Genomic DNA, 26798 nt, shown 5'->3' on the forward strand with positions numbered 1-26798 from the left:
TTGGTTAACACATAAGAAGTATAACGGTTCATGGAAAACGTTTTCCAGTAATACGCATTAATTCCTATGATTTAAAAAAAGATAACTTAAAGATAATAAACTCACTTTTGTCTATTGAGGTTCCTCATTTTTTAAGACATAATAGATTTAACAAATACGTGATTAGTTCAAAAAAACATACATAGAAAGCAGGTTAATTAATGGAAGAATACGAAGCTTTACAAGCAAAATTAAAGACTCTATTAAAAAAAGAAACCTCTGCCAATATACGCTACGAAGAAAATAACGAACGCTACGAACTAGCAAAGGAAATTTTTGATAAAGAAAGTGAAGATGTTGAAAAGTTGCAAGCAGAATCCTTATCTACCTTTTTAAAACGGTTGGTTGGAAACTATGATAAAAAATTGGACAAAGAAATGCAGGAAAAACTTACTGCTAAAATGGAATTAGATTTATCTTTGCCCTTATTGCTTGAAGCTAGAGAAGATTTAGCTGCTATTCAAGCCGCTGTTGAACAAAGTACCGCTCAAATTAAACAACTAAAAGACTTTTTATACCGTCAAGACCCTAATTTTCGCGAAAAGATTACTGACGAAGAAATAAAACGGGCTCAATTAAATCAAGAATTAATTGAATTAGATGAAGCATCAGCTGCTGGAGAAAGAGTATTGGAAGGAATTGACGATGCGCTAAAGGATTTAGATTCTGCTGATTCTTTTTCAACTTGGGATATGTTTACAGACAGCAGTCTTATATTTGATATGATGAAGTACGATAAAATTAATAAAGCTGAAACTAAAATGAGTCGCTTAGAACAACTATTAGAAAGTTACACTAAAGAACTAAAAGACCTTTCTTTAGATACTTATCTTAGCTATGAAAAATTTAGCGGTATGGGTAAAACTTTCGATATTTTCTTTGATAATCTCTTTTCAGATTGGGATACAAAAGCAAAAATTGGCCGCAATATTGATATGCTAGAAACACTTGGTAGATCAATCATTGACTTTCAAGGTAAACTTAAACTAAATAGACAAGAACTAGAGAAACAAATCAAAGAATCAGAAACTTTATTTTAAAGCACAGCAAAGAGCTACCTAAAAAGCGTATTTACTTTTAGATTAATTTCTAACAAGTAAGTACGCTTTTTTATTTTAGAAGAAATTTCATTCCTATCGTTCATACGGTATCCAGTCACTTTTCGGCTTCAATACTACTTGCCTTTTATACAAACATTAACCAAATCTCTTTTACAAAATAGCATACAATTGTTTAAAGTTATCAATTATATAATCAGAATTATCGTTTCCTTCACTATTTTCATTAAAGTAACAAGCACTGATTCCTGCATTTTTTGCAGCTACCAAATCTACCTCTCGATCTCCAATCATAATTGCTTCTTCGCGCTGGATTGAGTGCTTATCTATCAGATAATTAAGCGCATCTGGACTTGGTTTTCTTTCAAAACCATTCTCTAATGTAATGAAGTCAGAAAAATAATCATACAACCCATAGCTCTTTAACAAGGTTACCGACGAATCTCCTCTATGAGTATATAAATAATTTTTTCTATTAGTTGAATGGATATAGTTGCAAATATTTTCAATTTCAGCGAAAGGTCTGGCTAACGAAAGTTCTTTACTCTTTCGTTGAATTTGGTAATCCTTTATAAAATCACTACTTATGTTATATTTCTTTTTATAGTAATTTAGAGTAAATGCCATTGATACTTGCATTTTTTTTATTATTTCTTCTATTGGTTCTTCTATATTCTCTTTTTCCAGTAAGTCTTTAAAAACTTTTGCCATTACTGGATAAGTATCAAACAGCGTTCCATCAAAATCCCAAATTACGTGTCTAAACATACTTAAATCCACTCCAAATCAACAGTTTTTATGAAATTATCTTTGTTAAAATACTCATAGTTATTGCATAATATATATTTCTAAAAATCTTCTCTTGAATACAACCTAAAATAGTGCGCATTAAACTATCGATAAAATCCTAATTCTCCTGAAAAATAATCTTTTATTGCATCTTCATGCTGTTGATTAGCAATTTCTGGCAAGTTATCTCTAGTATAGAATTTTAAGTCTAATGTTTCAGCATTATAGGTAGTTAGGCTTCCTTCAATAGTTTCAAAAATAAACATGGTTGTAATTGTTTGAGCTTTGTCTCCATTTGGATAAGTATCGAAGTAATTAGAATAAATACCTAATAGCGCGGTAACTTTGACTTGTAATCCCGTCTCTTCTAAAACTTCTCTGATTGCTGCACGTTCAACAGATTCACCTTTCTCAATAGCTCCTCCCGGTAAACCCCACAATTTTTTGTCGCTTCGTAACTGCAATAGAATTTGATTATTCTGATTGGTCACGATTCCACCTGAAAAATTCAAGATAATCTCTTGATTGCCAACATAACTTCTAATCCAGCGTATATAGTCCATCTAGCACTCCCTTAATTATCTGTTTATTAACATTTTTTTCCCAAATGGATAGGGGTAATTTCATTATTTTTAAACACATCTATGGACTCCATATTTATAAAGTTCTCATGATCGAATGTAAATTTCACAATCCAAGGCATTAGCTCTCTCATTTTCGAAAAGTCCTCGAATCCAAAATAAGGATTAAAATAATTAATAATAGTGCTTAGAGCCGTTCCATGACTACCAATGACACAATTTGTTTCAGGATGTAACTGTACTAGTTCCATTAACGCAGTTACATTTCTGAATTGAACTTCTTTTAAAGATTCTCCATCAGCTAGTTTATAGTCAAAATCCTTCCATTGTCTTTTACTAAAGGTATCAAAGTCATCAATCCAATTAGAAATACGACGTTCTTTAAAAGAATCAATGCATTCAATACTAATATTAAGTTCGTCAGCTAAACTTTTAATTGTATCAACAGCTCTTATGTATGGACTAGAATAAATGTAATTAATATCTTTATCTTTTAAATAATTAGTAACCAATAAACTATTTTTCACACCATCTTCGGTTAGTGGTCTTGAAAAATCATCATGAACTCTAAAATCTGACTCAGCATGCCTAACAAAATAAATAGCTCCCAATTCTGTTCCTCCTAAACTTTGATTCTATCAAATAATTTATATGCTGTTTAAAGTAATTAACCACTTTTTGAGCAATGATTTTTAAATTCTACATAATTAATATCTCTTTAAGCAGATATAAGAAATGCCTATTAAATAGGATAAATCAATTGATTGTCTACAAATATTCTACAATTGATTTTAAAGTTACCACCAATTGAGACTTTTACTTCTTCCTTTCCAGTTAATTCACCTCGTAGTCTTGCTCTAAATCCTAAACCTATATTTTCGTCTTGTAATTGATTATCTATATAAAGTTTCTCACCTGAAAACCAACCATTTTCTACTGTAATTTGTTGCCCTTTGTATGTAACTTCGAATTTTTTTCTCATCTATTTTGCGTCCTCTCTTTTTTAGAGGCATTATTTTCTAATACCTCTCAAGTATTTTATTATGTAGTAATTTCCTTTAAAAGATTAAACAGCATGAGTTTATTTTCTTCTAAATCGACTTTAAAATAAATAGCTCTTACGTAATTGCGCACATTGCTCATTATTCGGGTATCTAAATGACTATAGCTTTTTTTTAATAAAAAGTTACTAATCAGTCGATCTAATGTATTAAGGTATTCTTGAGATAATCCATACCGGTTTATCAATGCAGCACTAGGAGTGGAAAGTCTTTCTATTTCATCATCTTCATAAAGAAAAGAATCATTCACACAAAATAATATAGACTGTAAAGTTTTCTCATATAGATTTTGTTCAAATAATGGATGAGTAACAATTTCATCTAATAGATCAGCACAATGAGCAATGGAATGCGCCCAACCCTTTTCATTAGTAAACCCTCTTCTATCTTGTTCGTTTAAAAGAAAAAAGCATGTTTTATCTAAACAAAAAGAAATATGATTTTTTTCTAGAAAAGACTTTTTTTTATCTTTATTAATCAGTATACCTAGTGTTAGTGCCGAAAAGGATCGTACATAAACGGTATCATTATTCTTAGAACCTATTTTATATAAGAAATATTGATTAGTAACTAATTGTTCAAATAAATTTTTTAATTGAACATTCGTTAAGTAATTATTGGTAATGATTTCTAAAAAAGCATTATAGATCAATTTGTCTCTAATATAAGGGTTAGTATTGCCTATATTTACTAACATCTCTTTTAAAAGAAACTCAATGTTACTGTAATTTTTCTCTTCCAACTTTTCAATTAGCATTCTTTAACTCCTTAAAAATAGTACCTATTTTATTTATTTCCAATCCATTTAAAGCAAGAAACGATTACATAATAATTAAATTCAAACTATTTTTTTCTAATAATTCAAGTATATTAATCTTACTTGAAAAGAACAATCTATTTTTCAACTAAGTTACTAAATAAAACAAGTATCGCTCTAGAAAAAGTTGTTTAGGGTTACTTAGTTTTTTTTGAAAAGCAAAAAAATCCCATTCTATTCCCGAAATGGGTATAGAATAGGATTCATTTTTTAGTCTTATCTAATTGTGTTAAGAGCTTTAGTCCATAATAATAAGTCATCAAACATGCCTTGTGCATTAACTTTATTGTAGTCATTTGGTTTGAAAACACTCATATTTTCAAAATCTGCTATTAATGAGAAGTTTGTTGTTGTGCGAACAGTAGCAACACTTAATTCTGCTAAAACAATACGCATATTTTCGTGAGCACGTGCGCCACCTAGGCTGCCGTATCCAACTAAAGCAGCTGCTTTATTAGCAACTTCTGGTTTCAAGAAATCTGTAGCATTTTTCAATGCTCCACCTACTGCATGATTGTATTCAGGAGTGATGAACACATATCCATCAAATGAAGCCATTTTTTCAGACCATGCTTGAATAGCTGCGCCAGCTGTTGCTTGGCGGTCTTCAGGAAGTTTTGCTCCCAATAATGGTAAGTCGTAATCTGCTAAAGCAACCATTTCATATTCGACACCTTCATCATTTCTGTTTAATGCAAATTCGTGGATCCATTCTGTTACTGCTGCTGAGTTTCTTCCTTCACGTACGCTTCCTGAGATAATACCGATTTTCATAATTTTGTTCCCCTTTTCTTCTATTTTATTTGTTTGTTTTTTCTTTCCGAATAAAGCTTCGCTCATTCGAGTAAATACCGATTTGTTAGCCAATGCGTTTCCTCCATTACTGATTGTTTAATTGAAGGTCACCCACCAATTAACACTTACATTTCGTAAGTACATCTATAAGTATGCCATAGTTTATATTTTATTTCAAGTCTATTTATTCTTAATTAATTATTTTTACTAAAAGTAAGCAAAATCATTCTTTGTTTTGTATTTTTTCTTCTATAGTAGGCTATAAATAAACGATAGCGAGAATTTTTTTTAGAAATCTTATTGATTTGACAAAACAAATTAAACGTATTACAATTATCTCGAATCAGTAATATATTAATTCGTAATTTAAAAACAACGTATTTTTTATGCATTAACTATATAATTATTAACAAAGGAGCGATTCACATGAAAAAAACAGCAGGAATTCACCATATAACAGCAATCGTAGGCCATCCTCAAGAAAATATTGATTTTTATGCCGGAATTTTAGGGTTGCGTTTAATTAAACAAACCGTTAATTTTGATGACCCCGGTACGTATCATTTATACTTTGGCGATGACGGCGGAAAACCGGGTACTATTATTACATTCTTCCCGTGGGCTGGAGCTGCACAAGGAAAAATTGGCGGCGGACAAGTTGGTGTAACAACTTATGCTATTCCAGTTGGAACTTTATCTTATTGGGAAAACAGATTAGCAAAATTTGCAATTCCATTCGAAAAAACAACTCGTTTTGATGAAACTTATTTACAATTTGAAGATTACCATGGGTTGCAACTGGAATTGGTCGAACGTGCAGCAGGTCAACTAAATAATTGGTCTTTTGGAGAAGTAAACCCTGAAGTAGCCATAAAAGGTTTTGGTGGTGCTGTATTGTATTCAACTGATCCTGCTTCAACAATTGAAACGCTACAAGAAACTATGGGATTAGAAAAAGTTGCTGAGGAAGATGGTCTCGTTCGATTACAAGCTTATGGGGATATCGGGAATATTATTGATGTCAAACAAAGTACAGTAGCGCTTGGAAGTTTAGGCGTCGGAACTGTTCACCATATTGCATGGCGTGCAAAAGATGAAGCCGATCATGTAGAGTGGCAAGCTCATGTCCATAAAAATGGCTATGGCGTAACCGAAATAAAAGATCGCAACTATTTTAACGCTATTTATTTTAGAGAATATGGCGACATTTTATTTGAAATTGCAACCGATACTCCTGGATTTGCACATGATGAATCTTACGAAACTTTGGGACAAGAATTAAAATTACCGATTCAATATGAAAGTGCACGAGATCAACTAACAAACGCACTTATTCCGATTGAAGTAAAAGAATTGGATTAATCCTATCACTAAAAAAAACAAATTGGAGGAATAATAAATGAAAGCATTTGAAGGAATCCACCATGTTACAGCTATAACAAGTAGTGCAGAAAAAATATACGATTTTTATACAAACATCTTAGGTATTCGCTTAGTCAAAAAAACGATCAACCAAGATGACATTCAAACGTATCACTTGTTTTTTGCAGATGAAAGCGGCAGTCCAGGAACGGATATGACTTTCTTTGATTTCCCAAATATCCCAAAAGGCACAAAAGGAACAGATGAGATTTCAAGAACTTCTTTCCGTGTACCAAATGATGCAGCATTAGATTATTGGGTTAAACGATTTGCTAAATATGCTGTTAACCATGGTGAAATTAAAGAATTATTTGGCGTTAAAACACTTCAATTTGAAGATTTTGATGAGCAGCAATATCAATTGATCTCAGATGAAACGGATACTGGAGTGGCTTCTGGTAACCCTTGGCATAAAGGACCCGTTCCTGATGAATTTGCCATTACAGGTTTAGGCCCTATCTTTTTTAGAGTCTCAAACTTCGATTATATGAAAGAAGTTCTTGAAAAGGTTCTTTTCTTCAAAGAACTTGCAGTCGATGGACAATACCATCAATTTGAAGTTGGCGAATTTGGCGGGAATGGCGCACAGATTATCGTTGAATCGAATACAATTTTGCCACGGGGAAGACAAGGTTACGGGAGTGTACATCATGTAGCTTTCCGTTCGAAAGATCGTGAAAATCTGGACTCTTGGACTGAGCGCATGCAAAGCTTTGGTTTACCGAACTCAGGATACGTAGATCGTTTCTACTTTGAATCAACCTATACAAATATCTATCCTGGTATTTTGTTTGAGTTAGCTACCGACGAACCTGGTTTTATCGATGATGAGGAATCGATTGACCATTTAGGAGAAACGTTAGCTTTGCCACCCGCATTTAGAAATGATCGTGCCCGAATTGAATCATTGGTACGTCCAATTGATACTGTGCGCAGTACTAAAGTATTCGAAAAAGAGTATTTAGCTTAAATATCCTGAATAGTTAGAAAGTCATAAAGGAGGACTAAAAAGTATGAAGCATTTGTTTATTAAAGGGAGCGACCAAACAAAACCCACTTTGCTTTTGTTGCATGGAACGGGTGGCACTGAACGTGATCTTCTCCCTCTTGCGGCAGAAATAGATCCAAGTGCCAATGTATTAAGCGTTCGAGGAAACATACTAGAAAATGGCATGTCCCGCTTTTTCCGCCGATTAGCTGAAGGAATCTTCGATGAAGAAGATTTAATTTTTCGTACTAAGGAATTAAACGAATTTCTTGATGAAGCTGCTGAACAATATGAATTTAACCGTACAAATATCTTAGCTTTAGGATATTCAAATGGAGCAAACATAGCAGCTAGTCTGCTATTCCATTACGAAAACGCCTTATCTGGAGCCATTTTACACCATCCAATGGTGCCTAGAAGAGGAATTGCTTTACCCGATTTAACGGATACGCCTATCTTTATTAGTGCAGGAACAAATGATCCAATCTGCCCTTCAAAAGAATCGGAAGAGTTATATGACTTATTGGAAAAAGCCCATGCTAAAGTTGACATTCATTGGGAAAGCAACCAACATCAATTAACCTATAGTGAAGTTGATGCTGCTGCTAAATGGTATCAAACAGCTTACTAATCACAGCTAATCCTATTAGATAATCCATAAAAGGAGGTATTTGATGGAAAAGACATTTCGTGAACAAGTCATTGGAACATGGAAACTGCTTGAATATACCCGCATAAATACAGATGGAAAGCGTTATTACCCTTTAGGAAAAGACGCTACTGGATTTCTTATGTACACACAAGATGGCTATATGTCCGCTCAATTGATGGCACAAGAACGACCTGAGTATACGCTTGAAGGATTGCACAACGGAACCCTTCAAGAAATGGCAAAAGCTGCACATGGCTATCATGCTTACTCGGGGCAATATGAAGTTGATGAAGAGAATCAAACACTTTATCATCATATGGAAGTGAGTATGATTCCTAATCGACTTGGTAAAATGCAAGACCGCAAGATTGTTATGGATGGCACCAAAATTACTATTACATCAAACGCCACTTCATCCTATATCGTTTGGGAGCGTGCCCCAGACCATAGCAAAAATAGTTTATAGCAGCTAAAAAGGATACACCTTTGATTGTTTAAAAGAGGTGTATCCTTTTTTAGTATTAAATTATAACGAACATATTTAGCTTATTTCTTTATTTTTTTGGAGCATCTTCACGAGAAAGGTGAATTGTCCCTTCTTCGTGTTCTTGTCCAGAATAGATTGTATACAATTTCAAAGCTTGTCCGCCCGTATTAATGATATTGTGCCACATATTCATTGGTACCAGTACAGCATCTCCTTTAGTGACAGCTCTCTCGAAATCTAGATTATCTTTGGTTGAGCCCATTTTACAGATGCCTTGTCCCTCTTCAATTCGAATGAACTGATCGATTCCTTCATGAACTTCCAATCCCGCTTCATCGTTTGGTTCGATGGACATCACCGTCAATTGTAATTTTTCACCTGTCCAAATTGCGATACGAAAATTATCATTTTGAGCAGTCGCATCTTGAATATTAACCATGTACGGCTTTTTACCATTATCTTTATATTCCATTTTTCCCCTCCTCCTAACAATTTTCCTAACAGTTTCATGAAATAGCATTCTGAACTTCACATTTATTGTAGCGCTTCCAAATAAAAAAGTCATCTTTAGGAGACTTACTAACATGAGTAAAAATAGGTTTATTTTCCATTTCTAATGGTGAACAAATTCTACTATCTCTCGTTATTCAATTTCCGCTTCAATCATCGTTATTTCTCCATCAAATGAAACTTTACTTGTTCCACTATATTTATCTTCTTCATTTTCCCATTCTATATAGTACTCATTATCTTTTTCTACTGTAGAAATAATAGTAGCCTTACCCAAATGATTGCTGTATTCTTCCACAATCAATTTTTCTGCTTTTTCTTCAGACATCGTTGAACAACCGACTAATATAAGCAATACCAGTAGATAAACTAGTAAAGAACTTTTTTTCATCCTGTATCTTCCGCCTATTCCCAAATTTGAACGACTAATTGATTATTTATAAGACGACTATCTTTCCTCACAGCTTTACCTTTTTAAGAATAAAATCTGAAATAAAGAACCCGATGATGAGTGATCCTATAAATAATGCCAATGACGGAAATGCTTGATTCAATCCTTCACCATAAAAATAATCTTGAAACAACTTAAAAAGACCAAAACCCACAATAGAAGATGCTACAAATCCAATCATATAAAATAATAATGTATGCGTAAATGTGCTATTATCGCTAACTCTTTCATCGTCATTATTCATACTCCCACCAGTGTGTGACGGCTCAGCACCATCTAATGAGTTTTTATCAGCATTTTGACCAACATTTACTCTAGCATATAAAGAATTTGAAATATTATTCTGCTGGTTGTGTTTATTTAACTTGTCCCGATCGCTCATTTTAAACACTCCTTTATCTTCTCTACCTATTTATTCTTAGTATATCACAAAAGAAAGCGCTATCCACCTTATGCTTATGATGAATAGATCCATTTAGGGTGTGTATTAAAACTAGTTTATCACGAGAAAAAATAGCTGAGATAGGCCGAATCAAAATCGTTATCTGTTTGAGTAGAAGCAATGAGTCTTTATTCGATTAACTCAAAACCAATTTCTATTTGAATATGCACAATAAGTCCTCATTCGACCAAATTGAAGTCAGCTTCTATTTGAGCAGACGCAATGAGTCTTAGTAGTTTTCAAACACGTCCTAGTTACGTATTCCATTACATAACAGATCACTTTCTCATTTTTGATAAAAAAGCTCCTAAAATAAGCAATTCTTAGGAGTCTTGTTTCTCTCTGAGTTTAATTTTTCTGGCACTTAAGACAAATCTTGATGCTTCTTGCCCATTGCTTTCATTTTTTGCATCATAGAAAACATCTGAATAGATATTTTGATAGCCTATTTTCGATAAATTAGTTGCTAATGCTGACCTGTCCATTCCATGTTCATGGTGGTTTGAACCTTTTTCTTGTTTTTCCATTTCAATAATTAGCACTTGTCCACCTTCATTTAAGGTATCATAAAGTTTTGATAATAGATGGTGACGATCTGGAATATGATGCAATACGAGAGATAGTATGATTGTATCCACTTTGTAGGGAAGCTGAGCGTCTTTTTCAATATCCAGGCATAGTACTGTCGCTTTTTTTGTACCTCTATCTGCTAATTTTTGCTCTACCTGTTCAATCATTTTTGTAGATGCATCTACAAATAGCATAGATTCAAAATCTTCTAGCAAGTCTAGTCCTACAAGCCCTGTACCGCAACCAAAATCGATAGCTGTCTTTTTATGACTTTCATCTAACAAATTACGTATAGCATCAGCAGCACGTTTAGCCATATATTTATTCTTTGGTGTATCATACTTTGCTGCCGATTGATTAAATTGATCTATATGTCCCATTATTTTCACTCCGTTCTTTTTTTATGAATCTATTTATATATTCTGAAAAGATTCTTCACTAGAATCGGCGATAATTCCTATACCCACCATATGACCTTGACTGGCAGAAACAATCAATTGAGAGGGTCCTGTTATTTCTCCTGCAGCATAAATCCCCTTTATATTCGTATGTCCCATGGCATCAGTGATAATAAATCCTGCTTCGTTGACTTCTATACCTAATTGTTCAATAAATGGCAGTTTATTATCCAGTACTGTAGTACAGAACCCACCTGATCTTTTGATGTCTTCTCCATTTTCGAAGACGATACTCTGAAGTTCTCCGTCTATGCCTTTTAATTCAACAATCCGTTCTTCTATCAGACGAATATTATTTGCTTCCAAAAGTCTCTTCTGGTCAGCGTCAAAGATTCCATTTCCGTTAGTTGCTACAATCAAATCATCCGTCCAATTTTTCAACAATTTAATAACATGTAAAGCCTGAACTGATTCTGCTATGAGTACCAGGGGTCTATCTTTCATCTCCCATCCATCGCAGAAAGGACAAGAGAAAATACTGCTTCCATAATAGTTTTCAATTCCTTTTACATTTGGAAGCGTCTCTGTTACTCCTGTAGCTAAGACGACACTTTTGGCATTGATTACTTCACCTGACTCGGCAGTTAATTCAAATGAGTCTTCCAACGCTTTTTCAATGGATAGAATTTTGCTTTTTTTTATAGAAATTGTTGGATATTTAAGTAAATCTCTTCTACCCTTTTCTCTGAAAACTTCCGGCTTGATACCGTCTCTAGTTAAGAATGCATGAGATTCATGCGTCACAGCATTTCTTGGCTTTTCTTCATCAATAAGTAGCACTTGCTTTCTACCTCTTCCGGCTACTAAAGCAGCACTCATTCCCGCAGGACCTCCACCGATTACAACAACATCAATCATTTTTTCTCCTCCTATAAACTCTATTAAAGACCTTTAATATCTGTAATTGAAATAAAAATTAGCTAACTACTAATTTCTTTCGTGCATTTGATTTAAAATACCAGCAATCGTCTTATGTGCAAGTTCATCTTTCATCTTATCTTCTGCATCTGCTACTGCACGTTCAATCAAGCAATCTCTATTCCACTTGCCGTCATGAGACATCGTACAGTTTAGTAATGATTCTTGTCCTTCTATCGCTTGAATGATATCAAGAAATGTGCACTTTTCTGGCGAAAGTAATAAACGATATCCGCCTTTCACTCCAGGAGTTGATGTAATCAGTCCAGCTTTTGCTAATTTTGTTAGTATTTTTGATAAATAAGTGGGCGATATTCTTTGGTGTTTAGCTAGATCTTCTACCCTTACTGCTTCATTATTAGATTCCATTGCTAAATGGACCATAGAATGCAAAGCATAGTTTGTAGCTTTTGAATATTTCATAGTAATCTTCCTTTTAATTGTAGATTCATTTTATCTTTAATTGAATATACGGTGAATTTGATTTAAAGTCAACCTATTAATTTAGTTGAGATAAAAGAACATTTATATTCTTTAGCAATGATGACACAAACTTTACGTATAAATTTCATTACTCCACAAATATAATTTCAGATTAATTAACAGCATATAAAAAAGACCCCTTATAGAGGCCTCATTTCTAATTTTATTCATTATTATGCGTAGTATTTTTCTTAAATAATTCTTTGCTTTGTTTATTAGCATTGATAAAAGTCACATTAGAGTCTTTATTTTTTCTGATTAATTTATCAACAGCTTCAACAGCCGTTGAATCCCATAAAGTCATCGCACTGACATCGATAATTAATTCTCCTTCATGGTCAAAGTCATGTACAAAAAAATCTAAAAACTTTTCAGCAGAGGCGAAGTAAAGATGTCCATGTGCCTTGTAGTGATACTCATCTTGTGCTGTGCCTTTTTCTACCTGGAAATGTGTCATTGTAAATGCTGCAAAAATAGCACTTACTAGAGTCCCGGCAACTACACCATAGGCTAAATTATGTGTAACTAAAACAATTCCAACGGTTAAAATCATAACAAAACTTTCATTTTTGGGCATTACATTTAATCGTTTAACGGATCTCCAGTCAATAGTTTCATAAGCAACGACTACCATTACCGCCGCCAAAGCAATTATAGGAATTTGCACCACTACTTTATTAAATAATACTACAGACATTAACATGAAGAAACCAGACAAGAAAGTCGCTAAACGACCGATTCCGCCATAATTAAGGTTGATGATAGTTTGACCGATCATCCCACACCCCGCAATACCACCAAAGAAACCAGACAACATATTTCCAATTCCTTGACTCATAGACTCACGATTTTTATCACTTGGTTCGTTTGTTAATTCATCCACTAATTGTGCTGTCAATAAGGATTCTACTAAACCGACTATGGCTACAGAAAGTGAAGTTGGTAAAATAATTTTCACTGTTTCTAAATTCATTGGCACACTCGGAATACCAAACTTAGGCAAGTCACTTGAAATAGTCCCTAAATCACCTAACAATTGTGCATTAAGATCAAACCCTAATACAAGAGCCGTAACCACTATAATTGATATAATGGGTGCAGGAATTTTTTTCGTTAGCTTGGGAGCCAAAAAGATAATAGCAATTCCAATAATCCCAAGTACTAGTAAGATGGGTCCGCCTTTGAAATGATCCAATTGAGACAAGAACATCATGATTCCTAAACCGTTCACAAATCCAAGCATAACAGGCTTGGGAATATAGCGCATTAATTTCCCTATTTTAAATAAACCTAGCACAACTTGTATGATTCCGGCTAAAATAGTCGCAGCAAAAAGATACTCTACACCGTACTCAGCAACTAAATTTGCCAAAACTAATGCAACTGATCCTGCAGCTGCTGAAATCAGCCCTGTTCGTCCTCCAAAGAATGCGGCAGTAGCCGTAATGAAGAATGTGGCATAGACTCCAACAATGGGTTCCACACCAGCAACCAGCATGAAGCCGATGACTTCGGGGAATAAAGCTAAACAAACGACAATTCCCGCTAGAATATCTCCTTTGATATTACCAAACCATTCATTTTTATACTTTTGCATGAATACCTTCCTTTTCAAATACTTTTAAAAAAACTCACATCAAATTATATTAACATATAGAGGAGTAAATAAAAATTTATATTGAGAACAATTTGGGTATAAAGAACCGAATTAGTCTAATTAAATTTACTACTGCGTACTTTTTTGCATTCAAAAAACACCTTCGATTTAGTAGTATTTTGACTATACCAACTCGAAGGTGTTTGCTGTTATTTCATGTTAGATTCATCATTAATAGCAATCTTTGAAACCATTTATTATTTTTTCAATTCATTCACATGAAATTGGATGTGTTCTTCTATAAATGTTGCGATGGTAAAGTAACTATGATCGTAGCCATTTTCCAATTTATAAACTACCGGCTTATTTCCTATAGCATTTAAAAATTCTTTTTCTTGCAATTGCACATCGTAAAAATTATCAGCTGTACCTTGCGTGATTAAGATAGGAGGAACTTTATCTATTTGCTCAATCAAACTTGTTGAATCCCATTCTTGCCATGAAGATTCATCTGAACCTAAATAAGCTGTGAATGCTTTTTTACCCCAGGGTACTTGAGTAGGATTCAAAATTGGGGCAAAGGCTGAAATGGAAGCAAAGCGATCCGTTTCTTTCAAACCCATCATGATTGCTCCATGTCCTCCCATTGAATGTCCCATGATACTTTCTTTTCCCGAAAAATGTGGAATCAGACTATAAACTATTTGGGGCAATTCTTCTGTTAAATACGTGTACATTTGATAATTTTTAGCCCAAGGATCTTGTGTTGCATTTAGGTAGAAGCTTGCGCCTTTCCCTAAATCCCATCCTTCATCATCCGGTACCTTATCTCCTCTTGGAGAGGTATCTGGAATGATCACGGCTACTGTCTGATCTGCAGCAGCTTTTTGAAAGCCGCTTTTTTGACTAAAATTATCATCTGTACAAGTCAATCCTGATAACCACCAGATTAGGGATAGTTCCTTTTCTTCAAATAAGGGCGGCAAGTAAAGGCTAAACATCATTTCACAATTTAACACTTTGGAAAAATGACGGTATTTGCGTTGCTCTCCTTGAAAAGAGAGATGCATTTCAAGTTGTTCGACAACCATTTAATCACTCCTCATACGTTAAAATAGTGCGAATTGATTCACCTTTGTGCAATAAATCAAACGCTTCGTTAATATCTTTGAATGCTAAGTGATGCGTAATAAACGAATCTAAATCAATTTCACCATCCATAAAATCTTGAACCATTCCTGGCAACTCCGTGCGTCCTTTTACTCCGCCAAATGCTGATCCGCGCCATACACGACCCGTTACTAATTGGAACGGACGTGTGTGAATTTCTTTACCAGCACCAGCAACACCAATAATAATACTTTCACCCCATCCTTTGTGACAGGCTTCAAGTGCTGATTTCATTACTTCTACGTTACCAATACATTCAAAACTGTAATCTACGCCACCATTTGTCATTTCTACAATAACTTCTTGGATTGGTCGATCATAATCAGCGGGATTAACAAAATCAGTTGCTCCCATTTTTTTAGCTAATTCCCATTTATCAGGATTTAAATCGACAGCAATAATACGTTTTGCATTTGCTTTTTTTAGTCCTTGAATAACTGCTAAGCCAATTGCTCCTAATCCAAATACTGCTGTGACAGCATCTTCTTCGACTTTTGCCGTATGCTTAACAGCTCCAAGACCAGTAGTGACCCCACAACCAAACAAACAAACTTTGTCTAAAGGTGCATCTTCATCCACTTTTACTAAATTGATTTCATTGACTACCGTATATTCACTAAAGGTGCTCGTTCCCATGTAATGGTAGATAGGTTCTCCATTATATGAAAATCTAGTCGTTCCGTCAGGCATTAAACCTTTTCCTTGAGTCTCACGAACCGCACTACATAAATTGGTTTTACCAGAAAGACAGAACTCACATTTCCCACATTCTGGTGTATATAAAGGAATGACATGATCCCCTGATTTTACAGAAGTTACTCCTTTACCCACGGATACAACTACGCCCGCTCCTTCATGTCCTAAAACAGCTGGGAAAATTCCTTCTGGATCTTCTCCTGATAACGTAAATGCATCTGTATGACAGACAGAAGTGTATAATATTTTTACTAATACTTCATTTTCTTTGGGTTCTTCTACATCAATTTCAACGATTTTAAGTGGCTCATTCGGGCCAAATGCGACTGCTGCTTTACTTTTCATACTTTTCCTTCTTTCTTTTAAAACTATTCTTTCTAGTATACCCATTGTATTGTACAATGATCAAGAAGTTAATACTGATATTTTTGTCACTATGAATTTTCAAACTAATTATTGAGAAAGAAGTTGATTATGTTGATCACGTATAAAGATAAAGAATTTTATACAAGTAAAGATTTAGCTCTCTCCGTTATTGGTGGGCGCTGGAAAATTGCGATTATCTGGGCATTACTGCATAAATCTCCCTTACGTCTGAGTGAGTTTCAGAGACAGTTTCCAGATATCAACCAAAGAACATTGATTCGGCAATTAAGAGAACTGGAAGAAGATAACATCATTCACCGAACCATTTATCCGGTAGTCCCTCCAAAAGTTGATTATGTATTAACCGATATTGGTTTAAGCCTAGAACCAGTTGTAACGGCTATTTGTGATTGGGGAGATCTTTTTCAGCAGTCATTAAACTCGAATTAAGCTAGTATTTTGAACCTATAATCTCAAATAAAGCTTTTTTTTGATAATACTTCCAAAAATTGTCTATTCTTTTCAGTTTATAAACTTACACACGATAACTCGTATCATACACTTTTCATCTGATTAACGATTATCAAATTTTTTATTGAAGTACATGCTAAAATATTACTTAATCAACCATACTAGCAAAGGAGGTAAATCTATATGGATAATGAAAAATTACCTGCTCCACCAATTAATGACTTTCCAGAATATAACGAAGATACTCAAGATTATTTGTGGCCAGTTATCGTAAAGTATTATGGAAAACCAGATATTGAATTTTCTGCCTCAAAATCAGAGATAATACAGGCATTTCACTTATTAGATAGCTTATTTGAGGACGATTCAAATGAACCTATAACAATAGGTAATCGTACCTTTGAGCTGAAAAATTTAGATTATATGCAGTTTGAAGGTCGAACTTATGATTTTGCTTAATAATTAAATTATACGGTTGCTTTTAGTTATTCATTTTACAAAACTTAATGTCTACTAAATATACGCTAGCTTTTTTTGTTAATAAAATAAGTTGATTTCGATAGCTAATGTTTAATTAGGGTTGACCAATAACATAATACCTAAGAGTATAACAACGACAAAGACATAGCGTTCAAATTTATAACTTGGGATTCGCCCATGGATAAATGTTCCTACTAACATGGCTATTCCAATTGCCGGAAGAGAAAATCCATATAATACAAATAGTTCTTTAGACCAAAACCCTCCCATAAACTGGCCAATAATAATTAATGAACTAGACACCAAAAAATGAGCTTGTAGTGTCTTTCTAAATATTTCTGGTTTCCAATCACGCAATGTACCATAAACAACAATTGGTACACCGTTCATATTATAAGCACTTCCAACCATCCCAGCAGCAAAACCAAACGGGATAGACCAAATAGGTTTATTCAACCACAGACGTGATTTTGATTGAAATAATTTTGGTTTAATTAATGAATAAATGCCATAAACTACTAGAAAAATTCCTAATCCATAAGTAATTACTGCGTTAGGCGCAAACTTAACCAATGCTAAACCAACAGGAATTCCCAACAACGTTGAGATAGAAAGTACTTTTAAGACAGGTCGATCAATATTTTTCCAACCTGAGAGAACCGTTAACACCGCCACAGTGAAACCGACTAAACCAATTAACGAAATAGAGGTAGACAAACTAATTGGTAGCAAAGCTAATAAGGGCATACCAATAATGGAGTCCCCAAAACCAAATACTGCACGCATTAATGAACCTAGAAAAACAATACCTATTACCAGTAAAATAAGCGTAACACTCATTACAAAAAAACTCCTTTTTCAAAGCACTCTTTTAACCTTATTTCTAATGTATCAGATACACATTATTTTACAAGGTTAAGACTTATATCCAATTTTTTTATTTTATAATACATGATTTCATCTAATTTTATGTATGTGTTACACTAAAAAGAAAGAAACAGAGAGGAGATTCCCAATATGGACTCGGCTTTAGAAATTGCACGCATCTTGCTGCCTATTTTAATAGTGGGTGGAATCGCAGTCTTTGTAGTTATGAGAATGAAATCCAAACATACTAGAGGTACGCTAGGTAAGAAAAAATCAAAAAGTGCTCAAAGTTTATTAGATAGTTTAATACCGTTTGGAATGATACTTGGTTGTATTGTTGCTATACTTATTAGCATAATTTTCTCAATTCCCTTACTATCTACGATAAGTTTGGGATCTGCAGTAGGCTTGTTATTTGGATACTTTGCTTATGAAATTTATGACAAAATGGATGAAAATTAGTCATTACTTTGAATAAAATACAATCACTATGGCAATGACTGTAATCCATCTATCTAAGCTACTAAAAGTGTTATTAGTTCTATCTTTATATTTCACTAGAAAAACTATATTATTAAGTATCGATTTAATTATACAGAAAAGAGGAACTTACTTGATTACATTAAAATCACAACGCGAAATTGATGCTATGGATGAATCTGGAACAGTATTAGCGAACATGCATATCGCTTTACGCGATTTTATCAAACCTGGCATAACGAGCTGGGATATTGAAGAATTCGCTCATAAATTCATCTTGGATAATGATGCAACACCTGAACAAATTGGATTTGAAGGATACGAATATGCAACATGTATTAGTATAAATGATGAGATTTGCCATGGTTTTCCAAGAAAAGAAGTCCTCAAAAATGGAGATTTGATCAAAGTTGATACTGTCATTAATTTGAAAGGTGCTTTATCAGATTCTTGTTGGAGTTACGTAGTTGGAGAATCAAATCCTGAGAAAGATCATTTAATGGAAGTTACTCTAAAAGCTATGTATAAAGGTATTGAACAGGCAAAAGTTGGAAACCGGATAGGCGATATTGGTCACGCGATTCAAAGTTACGTTGAAAGCGAAAATTTATCAGTCGTTCGAGACTTTTTAGGCCATGGCGTTGGACCAACATTACATGAATCTCCTGACGTTCCTGCCTATGGACAACCAGGTAAAGGACTACGCTTAAAAGAAGGCATGGTTATCACTGTTGAGCCCATGGTAAACACTGGATCATGGAAATCAAAAATGGATGCTAATGGATGGACTGCTCGAACAAAAGACGGTGGTTTAAGTTGCCAGTTCGAACATACATTGGTCATTACAAAAGATGGTCCACGTATTTTAACTTCTCAAACAGATCAATAGAAAAAAAGATGTGCCCCAGGAAGTTATAGGGCACATCTTTTTTAGTCATTAATGATTTTATAGTTAATTGTTTTTTTATAAATACAATCCGATAAACATAGCAGACAATATAGGAACAACAAATCCACCAAACATTCCTCTTAAGGCTAGTTTAGATAAATCATTTTTTCTAGTTGGTGCGAACACGGATAATCCTGTTACACAGATTGCAATACTAGAGAATGCTCCAAAACTACCAATGGCCACAGATATCATTGCTACAGCTCTTTCTGATAATTCAGACATCATAGGAGCAAAATCAGCATAAGCGACAAATTCATTAATTGATAATTTGGTCCCTAACAGCTGTCCAGCTAACCTAGCCTCAGTACCGCTTAACCCCATCAACCAACCAATTGGCATGAAAATGTAGCCTAAAACTCCTGTAAAACTGGTTCCTACTAGTCCTAAAATACTATTCAATAAGGCCACAATAGAAATACCTGCAATCAAACTCGCTCCGATTCCTAATACCATTTGTAACCCATTATTGATTCCTTCAGCCATGGCAGAAAAAACAGAGGTATTTGAGCCTTTACGATCTAACGTTACATCTGTTACTCTGCTGATTTCCGTCTCAGGTGTTAAAATTTTAGCTACTAGCAATGATCCAAACGGTACTAAAGCCGTTGTAATCAATAACCATTTCATTGGAATACCTAATAAATTATATCCAACTAAGATAGAAGCCGACATAGATCCCATTCCTGCAACTAAGACTGTCATTAATTCTGATTTTGTCATATCAGGCAAATATTTGGCTACTAAGAAAGGTGCTTCTGTCTGCCCCAACAACATATTCGCTACAGCAACAAAAGATTCTGCTTTTTCAGTGCCTAATAATTTCCCAACTGCTCCACCAATGATTTTAACGACCCAACCGACTATACCTAAGTAGCCAAGAATCCCTGTCAAAGCGGATAGAAAGATAATGACACCTAATACATCAATAAAGAAATAGCCTTTTCCAAATAAATCGCCAAATACAAAGGCTAGTCCTTCATTCGCAAAACTGAATAGTTTTGTTACTCCTGCAGCAAGTTGTTCAATGATCCAGCTGCCTACAGGAACTTTAATTAAGAATAACGCCAACACTAACTGAGCGGCTAGTGCAACTCCAACCGTTCGTTTATTGATTGCTTTTTTATTGTCTGATAATAAAAATAATATTCCTAATATGACTATAATACCTAAAACAGTTACTACTTTATTCATTAATTCTACTCTCCATTTCAGCTAACTTTTCTTTTACTAATTTCACCACAAAGTCTGCATCTTCACTATTATTGACCACGTCAATTCTATCAATATTAATCACTAAAACATCAGATGCTTTATAGTGATCAGTGACCCAGTTATCATAACCTTGCCAAAGAGCTTTGTAATAGTCCATTAACCCTTGATCTTGTTCAAAGTCTCTTCCTCGCAAGCCGATTCGATAAAGTATCGTTTCGAAGGACCCTTGTAAATAAACCATTAGATCAGGTGCTTTTTTTGGTAGTTCTTGTAATTCTTCCATCATGTTGTTTAATAATTTTTCATAAATACTAAACTCTGAAGCTGAGATACGTCCTAACTCTGTATTTACTTTGGCAAAATACCAATCTTCATAAATTGAGCGATCCAACACATTATTCTTGTTGTGTAAAGCTTCTTTAATACTTTTAAAACGACTACTTAAAAAATCTAATTGCAATAAAAACGGGTATCGTTTTAAATGCTGTTCCTCTTCACTTGCTGTGTAAAATAAAGGCAATATTTCATTGTCATCTACATTCTCATAGAATACCTCACTGTTTAAAGATTTTCCTAACAGTTCAGCTACACTTGTTTTTCCTGCTCCAATCATTCCACCAATTACTAAAATTGCCATCTGCCCCTCTCCTCATTGCATGGAAAAAGAGTAGCGTAATTCAGCTACTCTTTTTCCATGTCATTACTAGTTGTTATCTTAGTAGTTTCTAGAAAACGTATTGCTTAATTTTTTATTGCAGCTTTTATGTAACTATTTATTGCTTAACCATCGATTAGCTCCTTAGCTATAATACTATGATATTAAAATTATATCAACCTGAATTTACACCATATGTGCTAAGCAAAAAAAAAGAAACACCATATATTGTGGTTGCGCATTCAAAACACCCTATAGACAAAAAAATAGACAAGCCTTAGGAATTTCCCTACCGACTTGTCTATTTTATTTTGCTTCTTAACTAACTAGTTTAAGGTATGATTGGTATACTGCCTGTATCTCCTTCACTGGGTTTTTGCATGTCACCATCTGGTTGCATGTTCTTGCCACCAGGTTGCTGCATACCGCCTCCCATTTTCCCAGGCGTTGTTCCCACTGTCGTTGATACTGATTCAATTGGAACTTCAAACGTTTCATCCTTAATAGATAAAGTGTATGTTTCATCTATTGCCAAATCAGCTGAACTGAATTGGACAGAAGAAAAACTTTTATCTGCTGTCCAGGATAAGAGAACTGTACCGTCTGCATCGTTTAATTCTATTTTGCTACCTGCTTCATAAGTCGTTTCAAATCCATAAAAAACACTTGCTTGACTAGAACTGTCTGCAAAAGTTACTGCCATTCCAGAACTTCCAGCTGCCATTAACGTTCCACCAGTTATAACAGCTTCTCCATTTGAATCGATTGTTCCATTCCCATCATTTTCTGGTCCGCTAACAGTCGTCACACCACCAGAAATTTCAATTGTACCATTTGAATCTAACCCGTCACCACTGCTATTTACCATCAATGTTCCACCAGAAATGACCAATGTATTTTCACTGTTGCTGCCAGATTCACCCGGTTCGGCGGTTTGTTTAGTTGTTGTTGAAGTCCCACCAGATACATTAACTCCGTCATCACTAGCTACAACGCTTATTTCTCCATTACTGATTGTGATTGTCTTACCTTCGATTCCTTCATAACTTTCTGTAATAGCAACATTTGAACCACTTAATTGCAAATCATTATCAGCATGTAAGCCATCGTCTCCGGCAATTAATGTGAGCGATCCTCCTGCAAGTGTCAGATTTCCATCAGTGTGCACTGTATCATCAGCCGCATCAATTGCAACCGTACCATCATTAATAATCAACTCGCCTGCTGCTTTCAATCCTTTGGTGCTGGTTGAACTGATTTCATCGCTATCCGCATTTTCTTCTTCCTCTGCTGCTTGAGCAAAGAAATCCATCCCTTCTTGTGTTTTTGCTACTGCATTGGCACTCCCGCCACCTGCTGTAATATCAAATGTTCCGCCATCAATTTGAAGCAGCGTTTCAGCTTGAATACCGTCTTGCTCTGTGTCAATCGTAAAGTTACCTCCAGCTATATAGACAAAACCTTTGCCTTCTTCATCTGCATTATCGGACTGAATACTATCCGTTCCGGTTTCAAGAGTAAACGTTCCGTCTTTGATTTTCACTGCATCTTTCCCTGAAAGTCCTTGGCCTGCTGCAGTGATATTATACGTACCACTTACGATAATTAATTCATCTTTCGATACGATTCCGTGATTCATATTTGCATGTATCGTTAAACTACCAGAACCGTTAAATGCCAAATCAGCTTTACTAAAAATTGTTCCGTCAATACTAGTCGCATCAGCATCCGTACCAATTGTTGCTGTACTTCCAGCTTTATCAGTCAATGTATTTTCTGAACCTTCTGCCAATGTCACAAAGACTTTATCAGCTTCTTCAATCAGTAAAGGAGCCGTTGTTGAAGAGGTAATATCTACTCCGTCAAAGATTAAATGAACTTCTTCAGTATCCGGGGCCGTTACTTTGATTTGCCCATCTGAAAGAGTTCCGCTGATCAAATATGTTCCACCGGTTGTAATTGTAACAACATTACCCTCAACCGTTGCTCCTTCTCCGCTGCTAGTACTCTGGTCATCGGCTAATTGGATAGTCGTGGAATCAGCCTCGTCATATCCGACTTCAAGATCATCGGAACTAAATTCTAAATCATAATCTACTGTACTTTTTACAGTGCCAGACTCAGTTGCTGTAGCAGAATCTGCACTTTGGCTAGTGCCAGAAGCAGTTGATTGGCACCCGGCTAACATCACCAAAACAGCTAGTGATAAAAATGGTGTGATCTTCGTCTTTTTTTTCATTAGAGTTCTTCCTTTCCAGTTAACGAGCGTCCACAGATAATTTCTAAATTTCCATTTCTGCAACGCAATGCGTCGATAAATTGTTTTTCCTGATTTTGATCTTTCAATTCAATCGTATATTCAATCCGAAACAAACTTCCCATATTGGTCGTCTTCACTCTTATCATCTGATAATTAGACAAGAATTGTTCGAAGATATCATCAAAAACAGCACTATAATCTAGATTTTCTGGAATTGTTATTTTTAATAACCGAACCCGTTCACCCATTTCGCCAAAGCTGGAAAGATTTAATCCAACCATTGCGCCACAAATAATCACAGCAAATACTACAGCAAATCCAATATACCCCATTCCGGTTGCCAGCCCAACGGCCATTGCCAGAAAGATGCTGCTGATTTCCTTAGCTGAACCTGGTACAGAACGGAAACGAACTAAACTAAATGCCCCCATTACTGCAACACCGGCTCCAACATTTCCATTGACCAGCATGATCACCATTTGTACCATAGCTGGTAATAGAAATAGAGTCATGACGAAACCTTTAGAAAATTGATTTCTATACATATAGGTCCATGCTATAAATCCTCCTAAAACCAAACTTGACACCGTACAAAGTAGAAAACTCGTGATTGAAAACGCAGATGTACTTTCCATATATAAACTATTAAACAACTCACTCATGCACTATAAACCTCTCTTTCTCTTGCTTCCATTATTGGTTCTTCTTGTTTTTTCAAATAATCTTTATACCCATTTGCATATTTCGAAAATTTTGCTGGGTAAATTTGTTGCTCGGATAAGATACGAGCAAGCCATACAGGCATTGCCCCACAAATTTTTATTTCCATCAATAAGTGATTTTCCGGTAAAATCGGCTCTCCATAAGATCCAGATGACAAAGAAAGATCATGAGTGCGGTATAAAATTTCTTGATCAAATGTAATCCGAACATCGTTATCCAATTTCCCAATATAAGCTAGTCTTTTATAAGACAAATACATGGCTGGTTTTAAGTCTGGATAAAAAGAAAGAACTGACTCAAATTCATGTACCTTTTGATCATTGCTGATCGATTCCAGCTCATTTTGATGAGCTAAAAATCTTTCAGCATTTTTCAATTGCATCTTTGTTCTTCTTTTATAGACGATTCCATCAAATTTTTTCTTGATTTCCACATAGACTGAATCTTTTTTAGTTGGAATACCATAACTACGCAATCGAACTTTTTCTTTGTAGAGCGGTTTACTCATTGAGTGGCGTATCAAGTACCAACTTGGGGTATCATAGTAAATATTTGTAATCAAATGCTTGCCGTATTGATCCAGTTCCATATACGGTCTAAGCTCTATAAGCAATTTATTCCATTGATCATACGTAATTAAATACTTTGTTTCCTTTCGTTCAAAAACACTTTGATAGTTAGCCATATTTATTACCTCCTTACTCGATGGATACAATATAAAACTTGAACCTTAATTGAACCTTAAGTCTAAAATTTTAAAAGCAGATCTGTATGTCAGAAGCAACGCTAAGGCAACTAAAGAAATTCGTCTGCTTTTCATGACAAAGATCTTAAAAAACACTGAATCGATGACATAAAAAGAAGAATGGCCCAATTTTCTTGAAGAAAATTGGGCCATTCTTTATTAAAGTTAGAACTGATACTTTTTATTGTGTCAGTCTCCTTTTATTCGTATTCCTGATCGACAGACAAGCAGGCTGACATAATAAATCAGCTTACAACATGTTTTCCTGACTCTGATGCTTCTTCTGTCAGGTTCTGTCAACTCCTTCAGTCAAACACTTCCCATCTGTTTTAATGACTTCTTTGAACCATTCATAACTTTTCTTCGGAACTCTCTTCATGTCTTTCAGATCATGGTTATCACGGTTCACATACACTACTCCATAACGTTTACGCATGTCTCCTTGTGAACTCAAAATATCAATCAAGCCCCATCCAAGATAGCCCATTACTTCTACTCCGTCGATGTACATAGCGTCATACATGGCTAATAAATGTTTCTTATGATAATCGATGCGATAGTCATCTTCTATTAGATTCGTTCCATCCCACTCTTCTTTCACTCCAATACCATTTTCAATTGGAAAGACGGGTAACTGATAGCGCTGGTACAATTTGTTTAACACATCTCGGAATCCAAGTGGATCAATCTGCCAGTTCCATTCCGTAGTATCTAAATGCGGATTGTCTAATCTACCGTAATCCATATACTCATTTGGAATGGTTCCCGCTGGAATCTTTTCAGCACTGATGGTTGACGAAGCATAATAACTAAAACTTATAAAATCATTCTTCTGATTTTGAATTGTTTCTAATTCTCCAGATAATATGTTCATATCAATTTCATTGTTCTTCACAAACTGCATCATTTCTTTTGAATACGTTCCTTTTGTATAAGCGTCAAGTAACGTATAGTTTACAAATTCATCCCATTTTCTAGCTGCTAGAATATCTCCAGGTTTGCAAGTAGCTGGATAAACTTCACTGTAAGCTAACATTCCACCAATCTGAGCGTCCGTTGTTTCGTGAAGATAATTGGCAATTTCAGCATGAGCCACCATGACATTGTGTAAAATTTGATATAATTCGTTTGCCGTCTTTTCTCCCTGTAAATATCCACTGATTCTAAATGCTTCTGGTACATGATAGAGATTCTGCTCATTGAATACGATCCAGTACTTCACTTTATCCGCATAACGATCGACCATTTCTTTTCCGTATCTGACGAAGGCATTCAGTACTTCTTTTGAAACTAACCCATTATACTCTTCTGCTAAATACAAAGGCATGTCAAAATGATACAGACAGATCATCGGTTCGATGCCTCTTTCAATTAGTCCATCAATGAATCGATCATAATAAGCAATGCCTTCTTCATTCACTTCACCGTTACCGTTTTCAATCACTCGTGACCAAGAAATCTGGAACCGATACATATTCATGCCTAAGTCCTTGATGTGATCTAGATCTTGTTCAAACTGATGGTAATTATCATTCGCAAATTTCCAATCACTTGCATGTTCTGTTGCTTCTCTTACATCATAAACAGATGGGCTCTTACCACC

At 34.9% G+C, this 26798-nt stretch carries 31 protein-coding genes; 9 read left to right on the forward strand and 22 right to left on the reverse strand.

Annotation, left to right across the window (positions count from 1 at the left end; all coding sequences use genetic code 11):
* Nucleotides 1–200: 200 nt before the first annotated feature.
* The gene (locus CAT7_RS03310) at nt 201–1079 is read left to right on the forward strand and encodes a coiled-coil domain-containing protein (protein WP_007721965.1); all 879 of its coding nucleotides are present in this window, start codon (nt 201–203) and stop codon (nt 1077–1079) included.
* Between the two features lie 171 nt (nt 1080–1250).
* Here the strand turns inward: CAT7_RS03310 and CAT7_RS03315 are convergent, their stop codons facing one another.
* The 6 genes from CAT7_RS03315 to CAT7_RS03340 form a co-directional block, all read right to left on the reverse strand.
* The gene (locus CAT7_RS03315; RefSeq protein ID WP_007721966.1) at nt 1251–1865 is read right to left on the reverse strand and encodes an HAD-IA family hydrolase; all 615 of its coding nucleotides are present in this window, start codon (nt 1863–1865) and stop codon (nt 1251–1253) included.
* 125 nt (nt 1866–1990) lie between these two features.
* The gene (locus CAT7_RS03320) at nt 1991–2449 is read right to left on the reverse strand and encodes an NUDIX hydrolase (protein ID WP_007721967.1); all 459 of its coding nucleotides are present in this window, start codon (nt 2447–2449) and stop codon (nt 1991–1993) included.
* A 26-nt stretch (nt 2450–2475) separates the two neighbouring features.
* Nucleotides 2476–3078 carry a histidine phosphatase family protein gene (locus tag CAT7_RS03325; RefSeq protein ID WP_007721968.1) on the reverse strand — a complete coding sequence of 201 codons (603 nt, stop codon included), beginning with the start codon at nt 3076–3078 and terminating at the stop codon, nt 2476–2478.
* 131 nt (nt 3079–3209) lie between these two features.
* Entirely contained in the window at nt 3210–3449 is a 240-nt protein-coding gene (locus tag CAT7_RS03330; RefSeq protein WP_007721969.1) for a hypothetical protein, read from the reverse strand.
* A 59-nt stretch (nt 3450–3508) separates the two neighbouring features.
* Nucleotides 3509–4285: a DUF2785 domain-containing protein gene (locus CAT7_RS03335; RefSeq protein ID WP_007721970.1), complete on the reverse strand. Its 777-nt coding sequence runs from the start codon at nt 4283–4285 to the stop codon at nt 3509–3511.
* A 276-nt stretch (nt 4286–4561) separates the two neighbouring features.
* Nucleotides 4562–5212, reverse strand: a complete 651-nt coding sequence (locus tag CAT7_RS03340) for an NADPH-dependent FMN reductase (RefSeq protein WP_007721971.1) — start codon at nt 5210–5212, stop codon at nt 4562–4564.
* Nucleotides 5213–5566: 354 nt separating this feature from the next.
* Here CAT7_RS03340 and CAT7_RS03345 point away from each other — a divergent pair, with 354 nt between their 5' ends.
* The 4 genes from CAT7_RS03345 to CAT7_RS03360 are packed head-to-tail and all read left to right on the forward strand — an operon-like array spanning nt 5567 to nt 8668.
* A complete protein-coding gene (locus tag CAT7_RS03345; RefSeq protein WP_007721972.1) occupies nt 5567–6502 on the forward strand; it encodes a ring-cleaving dioxygenase in 936 nt (311 codons plus the stop codon).
* A gap of 37 nt (nt 6503–6539) precedes the next feature.
* The gene (locus CAT7_RS03350; protein WP_007721973.1) at nt 6540–7532 is read left to right on the forward strand and encodes a ring-cleaving dioxygenase; all 993 of its coding nucleotides are present in this window, start codon (nt 6540–6542) and stop codon (nt 7530–7532) included.
* Nucleotides 7533–7575: 43 nt separating this feature from the next.
* Nucleotides 7576–8181 (forward strand): alpha/beta hydrolase, encoded by a 606-nt coding sequence (locus CAT7_RS03355; protein WP_007721974.1) that lies wholly within the window; start codon nt 7576–7578, stop codon nt 8179–8181.
* A 43-nt stretch (nt 8182–8224) separates the two neighbouring features.
* A complete protein-coding gene (locus CAT7_RS03360) occupies nt 8225–8668 on the forward strand; it encodes a lipocalin-like domain-containing protein (protein ID WP_007721975.1) in 444 nt (147 codons plus the stop codon).
* An 88-nt stretch (nt 8669–8756) separates the two neighbouring features.
* On the opposite strand, the gene CAT7_RS03365 is transcribed toward CAT7_RS03360, so the two are convergent.
* The 9 genes from CAT7_RS03365 to CAT7_RS03405 all read right to left on the reverse strand — a co-directional run bounded on the left by CAT7_RS03365 (nt 8757) and on the right by CAT7_RS03405 (nt 16329).
* Nucleotides 8757–9161 (reverse strand): cupin domain-containing protein, encoded by a 405-nt coding sequence (locus CAT7_RS03365; protein ID WP_007721977.1) that lies wholly within the window; start codon nt 9159–9161, stop codon nt 8757–8759.
* A 171-nt stretch (nt 9162–9332) separates the two neighbouring features.
* Nucleotides 9333–9590 (reverse strand): hypothetical protein, encoded by a 258-nt coding sequence (locus CAT7_RS03370; RefSeq protein WP_007721978.1) that lies wholly within the window; start codon nt 9588–9590, stop codon nt 9333–9335.
* A gap of 67 nt (nt 9591–9657) precedes the next feature.
* Nucleotides 9658–10032, reverse strand: a complete 375-nt coding sequence (locus tag CAT7_RS03375) for a hypothetical protein (protein WP_007721980.1) — start codon at nt 10030–10032, stop codon at nt 9658–9660.
* A gap of 383 nt (nt 10033–10415) precedes the next feature.
* Complete coding sequence (locus CAT7_RS03380; protein ID WP_007721982.1) at nt 10416–11042, reverse strand: class I SAM-dependent methyltransferase; 627 nt, start codon at nt 11040–11042, stop codon at nt 10416–10418.
* A 33-nt stretch (nt 11043–11075) separates the two neighbouring features.
* Entirely contained in the window at nt 11076–11978 is a 903-nt protein-coding gene (locus CAT7_RS03385) for an NAD(P)/FAD-dependent oxidoreductase (RefSeq protein WP_007721983.1), read from the reverse strand.
* 69 nt (nt 11979–12047) lie between these two features.
* On the reverse strand, nt 12048–12461 hold the full coding sequence (locus tag CAT7_RS03390; RefSeq protein WP_007721985.1) for an RrF2 family transcriptional regulator: 414 nt from the start codon (nt 12459–12461) through the stop codon (nt 12048–12050).
* Between the two features lie 223 nt (nt 12462–12684).
* The gene (locus CAT7_RS03395; RefSeq protein WP_007721987.1) at nt 12685–14118 is read right to left on the reverse strand and encodes a SulP family inorganic anion transporter; all 1434 of its coding nucleotides are present in this window, start codon (nt 14116–14118) and stop codon (nt 12685–12687) included.
* Between the two features lie 257 nt (nt 14119–14375).
* Entirely contained in the window at nt 14376–15209 is an 834-nt protein-coding gene (fghA, locus tag CAT7_RS03400) for an S-formylglutathione hydrolase (protein ID WP_007721989.1), read from the reverse strand.
* Between the two features lie 4 nt (nt 15210–15213).
* The gene (locus CAT7_RS03405; RefSeq protein ID WP_007721992.1) at nt 15214–16329 is read right to left on the reverse strand and encodes an S-(hydroxymethyl)glutathione dehydrogenase/class III alcohol dehydrogenase; all 1116 of its coding nucleotides are present in this window, start codon (nt 16327–16329) and stop codon (nt 15214–15216) included.
* Between the two features lie 129 nt (nt 16330–16458).
* Between CAT7_RS03405 and CAT7_RS03410 the strand changes: the two genes are divergently transcribed.
* Nucleotides 16459–16800, forward strand: coding sequence for a winged helix-turn-helix transcriptional regulator (locus CAT7_RS03410; protein WP_007721994.1), 342 nt, complete (start codon nt 16459–16461; stop codon nt 16798–16800).
* A gap of 204 nt (nt 16801–17004) precedes the next feature.
* Nucleotides 17005–17280 carry a hypothetical protein gene (locus tag CAT7_RS03415; protein ID WP_007721996.1) on the forward strand — a complete coding sequence of 92 codons (276 nt, stop codon included), beginning with the start codon at nt 17005–17007 and terminating at the stop codon, nt 17278–17280.
* A gap of 111 nt (nt 17281–17391) precedes the next feature.
* On the opposite strand, the gene CAT7_RS03420 is transcribed toward CAT7_RS03415, so the two are convergent.
* The gene (locus tag CAT7_RS03420) at nt 17392–18141 is read right to left on the reverse strand and encodes a sulfite exporter TauE/SafE family protein (RefSeq protein WP_007721997.1); all 750 of its coding nucleotides are present in this window, start codon (nt 18139–18141) and stop codon (nt 17392–17394) included.
* A gap of 177 nt (nt 18142–18318) precedes the next feature.
* On the opposite strand from CAT7_RS03420, the gene CAT7_RS03425 reads away from it, so the two are divergent.
* Entirely contained in the window at nt 18319–18630 is a 312-nt protein-coding gene (locus tag CAT7_RS03425) for a hypothetical protein (RefSeq protein ID WP_007721999.1), read from the forward strand.
* 151 nt (nt 18631–18781) lie between these two features.
* Entirely contained in the window at nt 18782–19537 is a 756-nt protein-coding gene (map, locus tag CAT7_RS03430) for a type I methionyl aminopeptidase (protein WP_007722001.1), read from the forward strand.
* 75 nt (nt 19538–19612) lie between these two features.
* On the opposite strand, the gene CAT7_RS03435 is transcribed toward map, so the two are convergent.
* The 6 genes from CAT7_RS03435 to CAT7_RS03460 form a co-directional block, all read right to left on the reverse strand.
* Complete coding sequence (locus CAT7_RS03435) at nt 19613–20791, reverse strand: NupC/NupG family nucleoside CNT transporter (protein ID WP_007722003.1); 1179 nt, start codon at nt 20789–20791, stop codon at nt 19613–19615.
* Complete coding sequence (locus tag CAT7_RS03440) at nt 20784–21449, reverse strand: deoxynucleoside kinase (RefSeq protein WP_007722006.1); 666 nt, start codon at nt 21447–21449, stop codon at nt 20784–20786. The genes CAT7_RS03435 and CAT7_RS03440 overlap by 8 nt, the downstream gene beginning before the upstream one ends.
* A 349-nt stretch (nt 21450–21798) precedes the next feature.
* Nucleotides 21799–23706 (reverse strand): carbohydrate-binding domain-containing protein, encoded by a 1908-nt coding sequence (locus CAT7_RS03445; protein WP_007722008.1) that lies wholly within the window; start codon nt 23704–23706, stop codon nt 21799–21801.
* Entirely contained in the window at nt 23706–24389 is a 684-nt protein-coding gene (locus CAT7_RS03450) for a DUF4956 domain-containing protein (protein ID WP_007722009.1), read from the reverse strand. Before CAT7_RS03450 ends, CAT7_RS03445 begins: the two co-directional genes overlap by 1 nt.
* Nucleotides 24386–25135, reverse strand: a complete 750-nt coding sequence (locus tag CAT7_RS03455) for a polyphosphate polymerase domain-containing protein (protein WP_007722010.1) — start codon at nt 25133–25135, stop codon at nt 24386–24388. Before CAT7_RS03455 ends, CAT7_RS03450 begins: the two co-directional genes overlap by 4 nt.
* 346 nt (nt 25136–25481) lie before the next feature.
* A partial coding sequence (locus CAT7_RS03460; protein WP_007722012.1) for a glycoside hydrolase family 1 protein occupies nt 25482–26798 on the reverse strand: 1317 nt, incomplete at its 5' end.

Source organism: Carnobacterium sp. AT7 (assembly GCF_000171855.1).
GTDB lineage: Bacteria > Bacillota > Bacilli > Lactobacillales > Carnobacteriaceae > Carnobacterium_B > Carnobacterium_B jeotgali.

Excerpts from the sequence above, each read along its gene's own strand:
- CAT7_RS03310 (WP_007721965.1), top strand. The coding sequence starts at position 201 with ATGGAAGAATACGAAGCTTTACAAGCAAAATTAAAGACTCTATTAAAA.
- CAT7_RS03315 (WP_007721966.1), bottom strand. The coding sequence starts at position 1,865 with ATGTTTAGACACGTAATTTGGGATTTTGATGGAACGCTGTTTGATACT.
- CAT7_RS03320 (WP_007721967.1), bottom strand. The coding sequence starts at position 2,449 with ATGGACTATATACGCTGGATTAGAAGTTATGTTGGCAATCAAGAGATT.
- CAT7_RS03330 (WP_007721969.1), bottom strand. The coding sequence starts at position 3,449 with ATGAGAAAAAAATTCGAAGTTACATACAAAGGGCAACAAATTACAGTA.
- CAT7_RS03335 (WP_007721970.1), bottom strand. The coding sequence starts at position 4,285 with ATGCTAATTGAAAAGTTGGAAGAGAAAAATTACAGTAACATTGAGTTT.
- CAT7_RS03345 (WP_007721972.1), top strand. The coding sequence starts at position 5,567 with ATGAAAAAAACAGCAGGAATTCACCATATAACAGCAATCGTAGGCCAT.
- CAT7_RS03350 (WP_007721973.1), top strand. The coding sequence starts at position 6,540 with ATGAAAGCATTTGAAGGAATCCACCATGTTACAGCTATAACAAGTAGT.
- CAT7_RS03355 (WP_007721974.1), top strand. The coding sequence starts at position 7,576 with ATGAAGCATTTGTTTATTAAAGGGAGCGACCAAACAAAACCCACTTTG.
- CAT7_RS03360 (WP_007721975.1), top strand. The coding sequence starts at position 8,225 with ATGGAAAAGACATTTCGTGAACAAGTCATTGGAACATGGAAACTGCTT.
- CAT7_RS03365 (WP_007721977.1), bottom strand. The coding sequence starts at position 9,161 with ATGGAATATAAAGATAATGGTAAAAAGCCGTACATGGTTAATATTCAA.
- CAT7_RS03370 (WP_007721978.1), bottom strand. The coding sequence starts at position 9,590 with ATGAAAAAAAGTTCTTTACTAGTTTATCTACTGGTATTGCTTATATTA.
- CAT7_RS03375 (WP_007721980.1), bottom strand. The coding sequence starts at position 10,032 with ATGAGCGATCGGGACAAGTTAAATAAACACAACCAGCAGAATAATATT.
- CAT7_RS03380 (WP_007721982.1), bottom strand. The coding sequence starts at position 11,042 with ATGGGACATATAGATCAATTTAATCAATCGGCAGCAAAGTATGATACA.
- CAT7_RS03385 (WP_007721983.1), bottom strand. The coding sequence starts at position 11,978 with ATGATTGATGTTGTTGTAATCGGTGGAGGTCCTGCGGGAATGAGTGCT.
- CAT7_RS03390 (WP_007721985.1), bottom strand. The coding sequence starts at position 12,461 with ATGAAATATTCAAAAGCTACAAACTATGCTTTGCATTCTATGGTCCAT.
- CAT7_RS03395 (WP_007721987.1), bottom strand. The coding sequence starts at position 14,118 with ATGCAAAAGTATAAAAATGAATGGTTTGGTAATATCAAAGGAGATATT.
- fghA (WP_007721989.1), bottom strand. The coding sequence starts at position 15,209 with ATGGTTGTCGAACAACTTGAAATGCATCTCTCTTTTCAAGGAGAGCAA.
- CAT7_RS03405 (WP_007721992.1), bottom strand. The coding sequence starts at position 16,329 with ATGAAAAGTAAAGCAGCAGTCGCATTTGGCCCGAATGAGCCACTTAAA.
- CAT7_RS03410 (WP_007721994.1), top strand. The coding sequence starts at position 16,459 with ATGTTGATCACGTATAAAGATAAAGAATTTTATACAAGTAAAGATTTA.
- CAT7_RS03415 (WP_007721996.1), top strand. The coding sequence starts at position 17,005 with ATGGATAATGAAAAATTACCTGCTCCACCAATTAATGACTTTCCAGAA.
- CAT7_RS03420 (WP_007721997.1), bottom strand. The coding sequence starts at position 18,141 with ATGAGTGTTACGCTTATTTTACTGGTAATAGGTATTGTTTTTCTAGGT.
- CAT7_RS03425 (WP_007721999.1), top strand. The coding sequence starts at position 18,319 with ATGGACTCGGCTTTAGAAATTGCACGCATCTTGCTGCCTATTTTAATA.
- CAT7_RS03435 (WP_007722003.1), bottom strand. The coding sequence starts at position 20,791 with ATGAATAAAGTAGTAACTGTTTTAGGTATTATAGTCATATTAGGAATA.
- CAT7_RS03440 (WP_007722006.1), bottom strand. The coding sequence starts at position 21,449 with ATGGCAATTTTAGTAATTGGTGGAATGATTGGAGCAGGAAAAACAAGT.
- CAT7_RS03445 (WP_007722008.1), bottom strand. The coding sequence starts at position 23,706 with ATGAAAAAAAAGACGAAGATCACACCATTTTTATCACTAGCTGTTTTG.
- CAT7_RS03450 (WP_007722009.1), bottom strand. The coding sequence starts at position 24,389 with ATGAGTGAGTTGTTTAATAGTTTATATATGGAAAGTACATCTGCGTTT.
- CAT7_RS03455 (WP_007722010.1), bottom strand. The coding sequence starts at position 25,135 with ATGGCTAACTATCAAAGTGTTTTTGAACGAAAGGAAACAAAGTATTTA.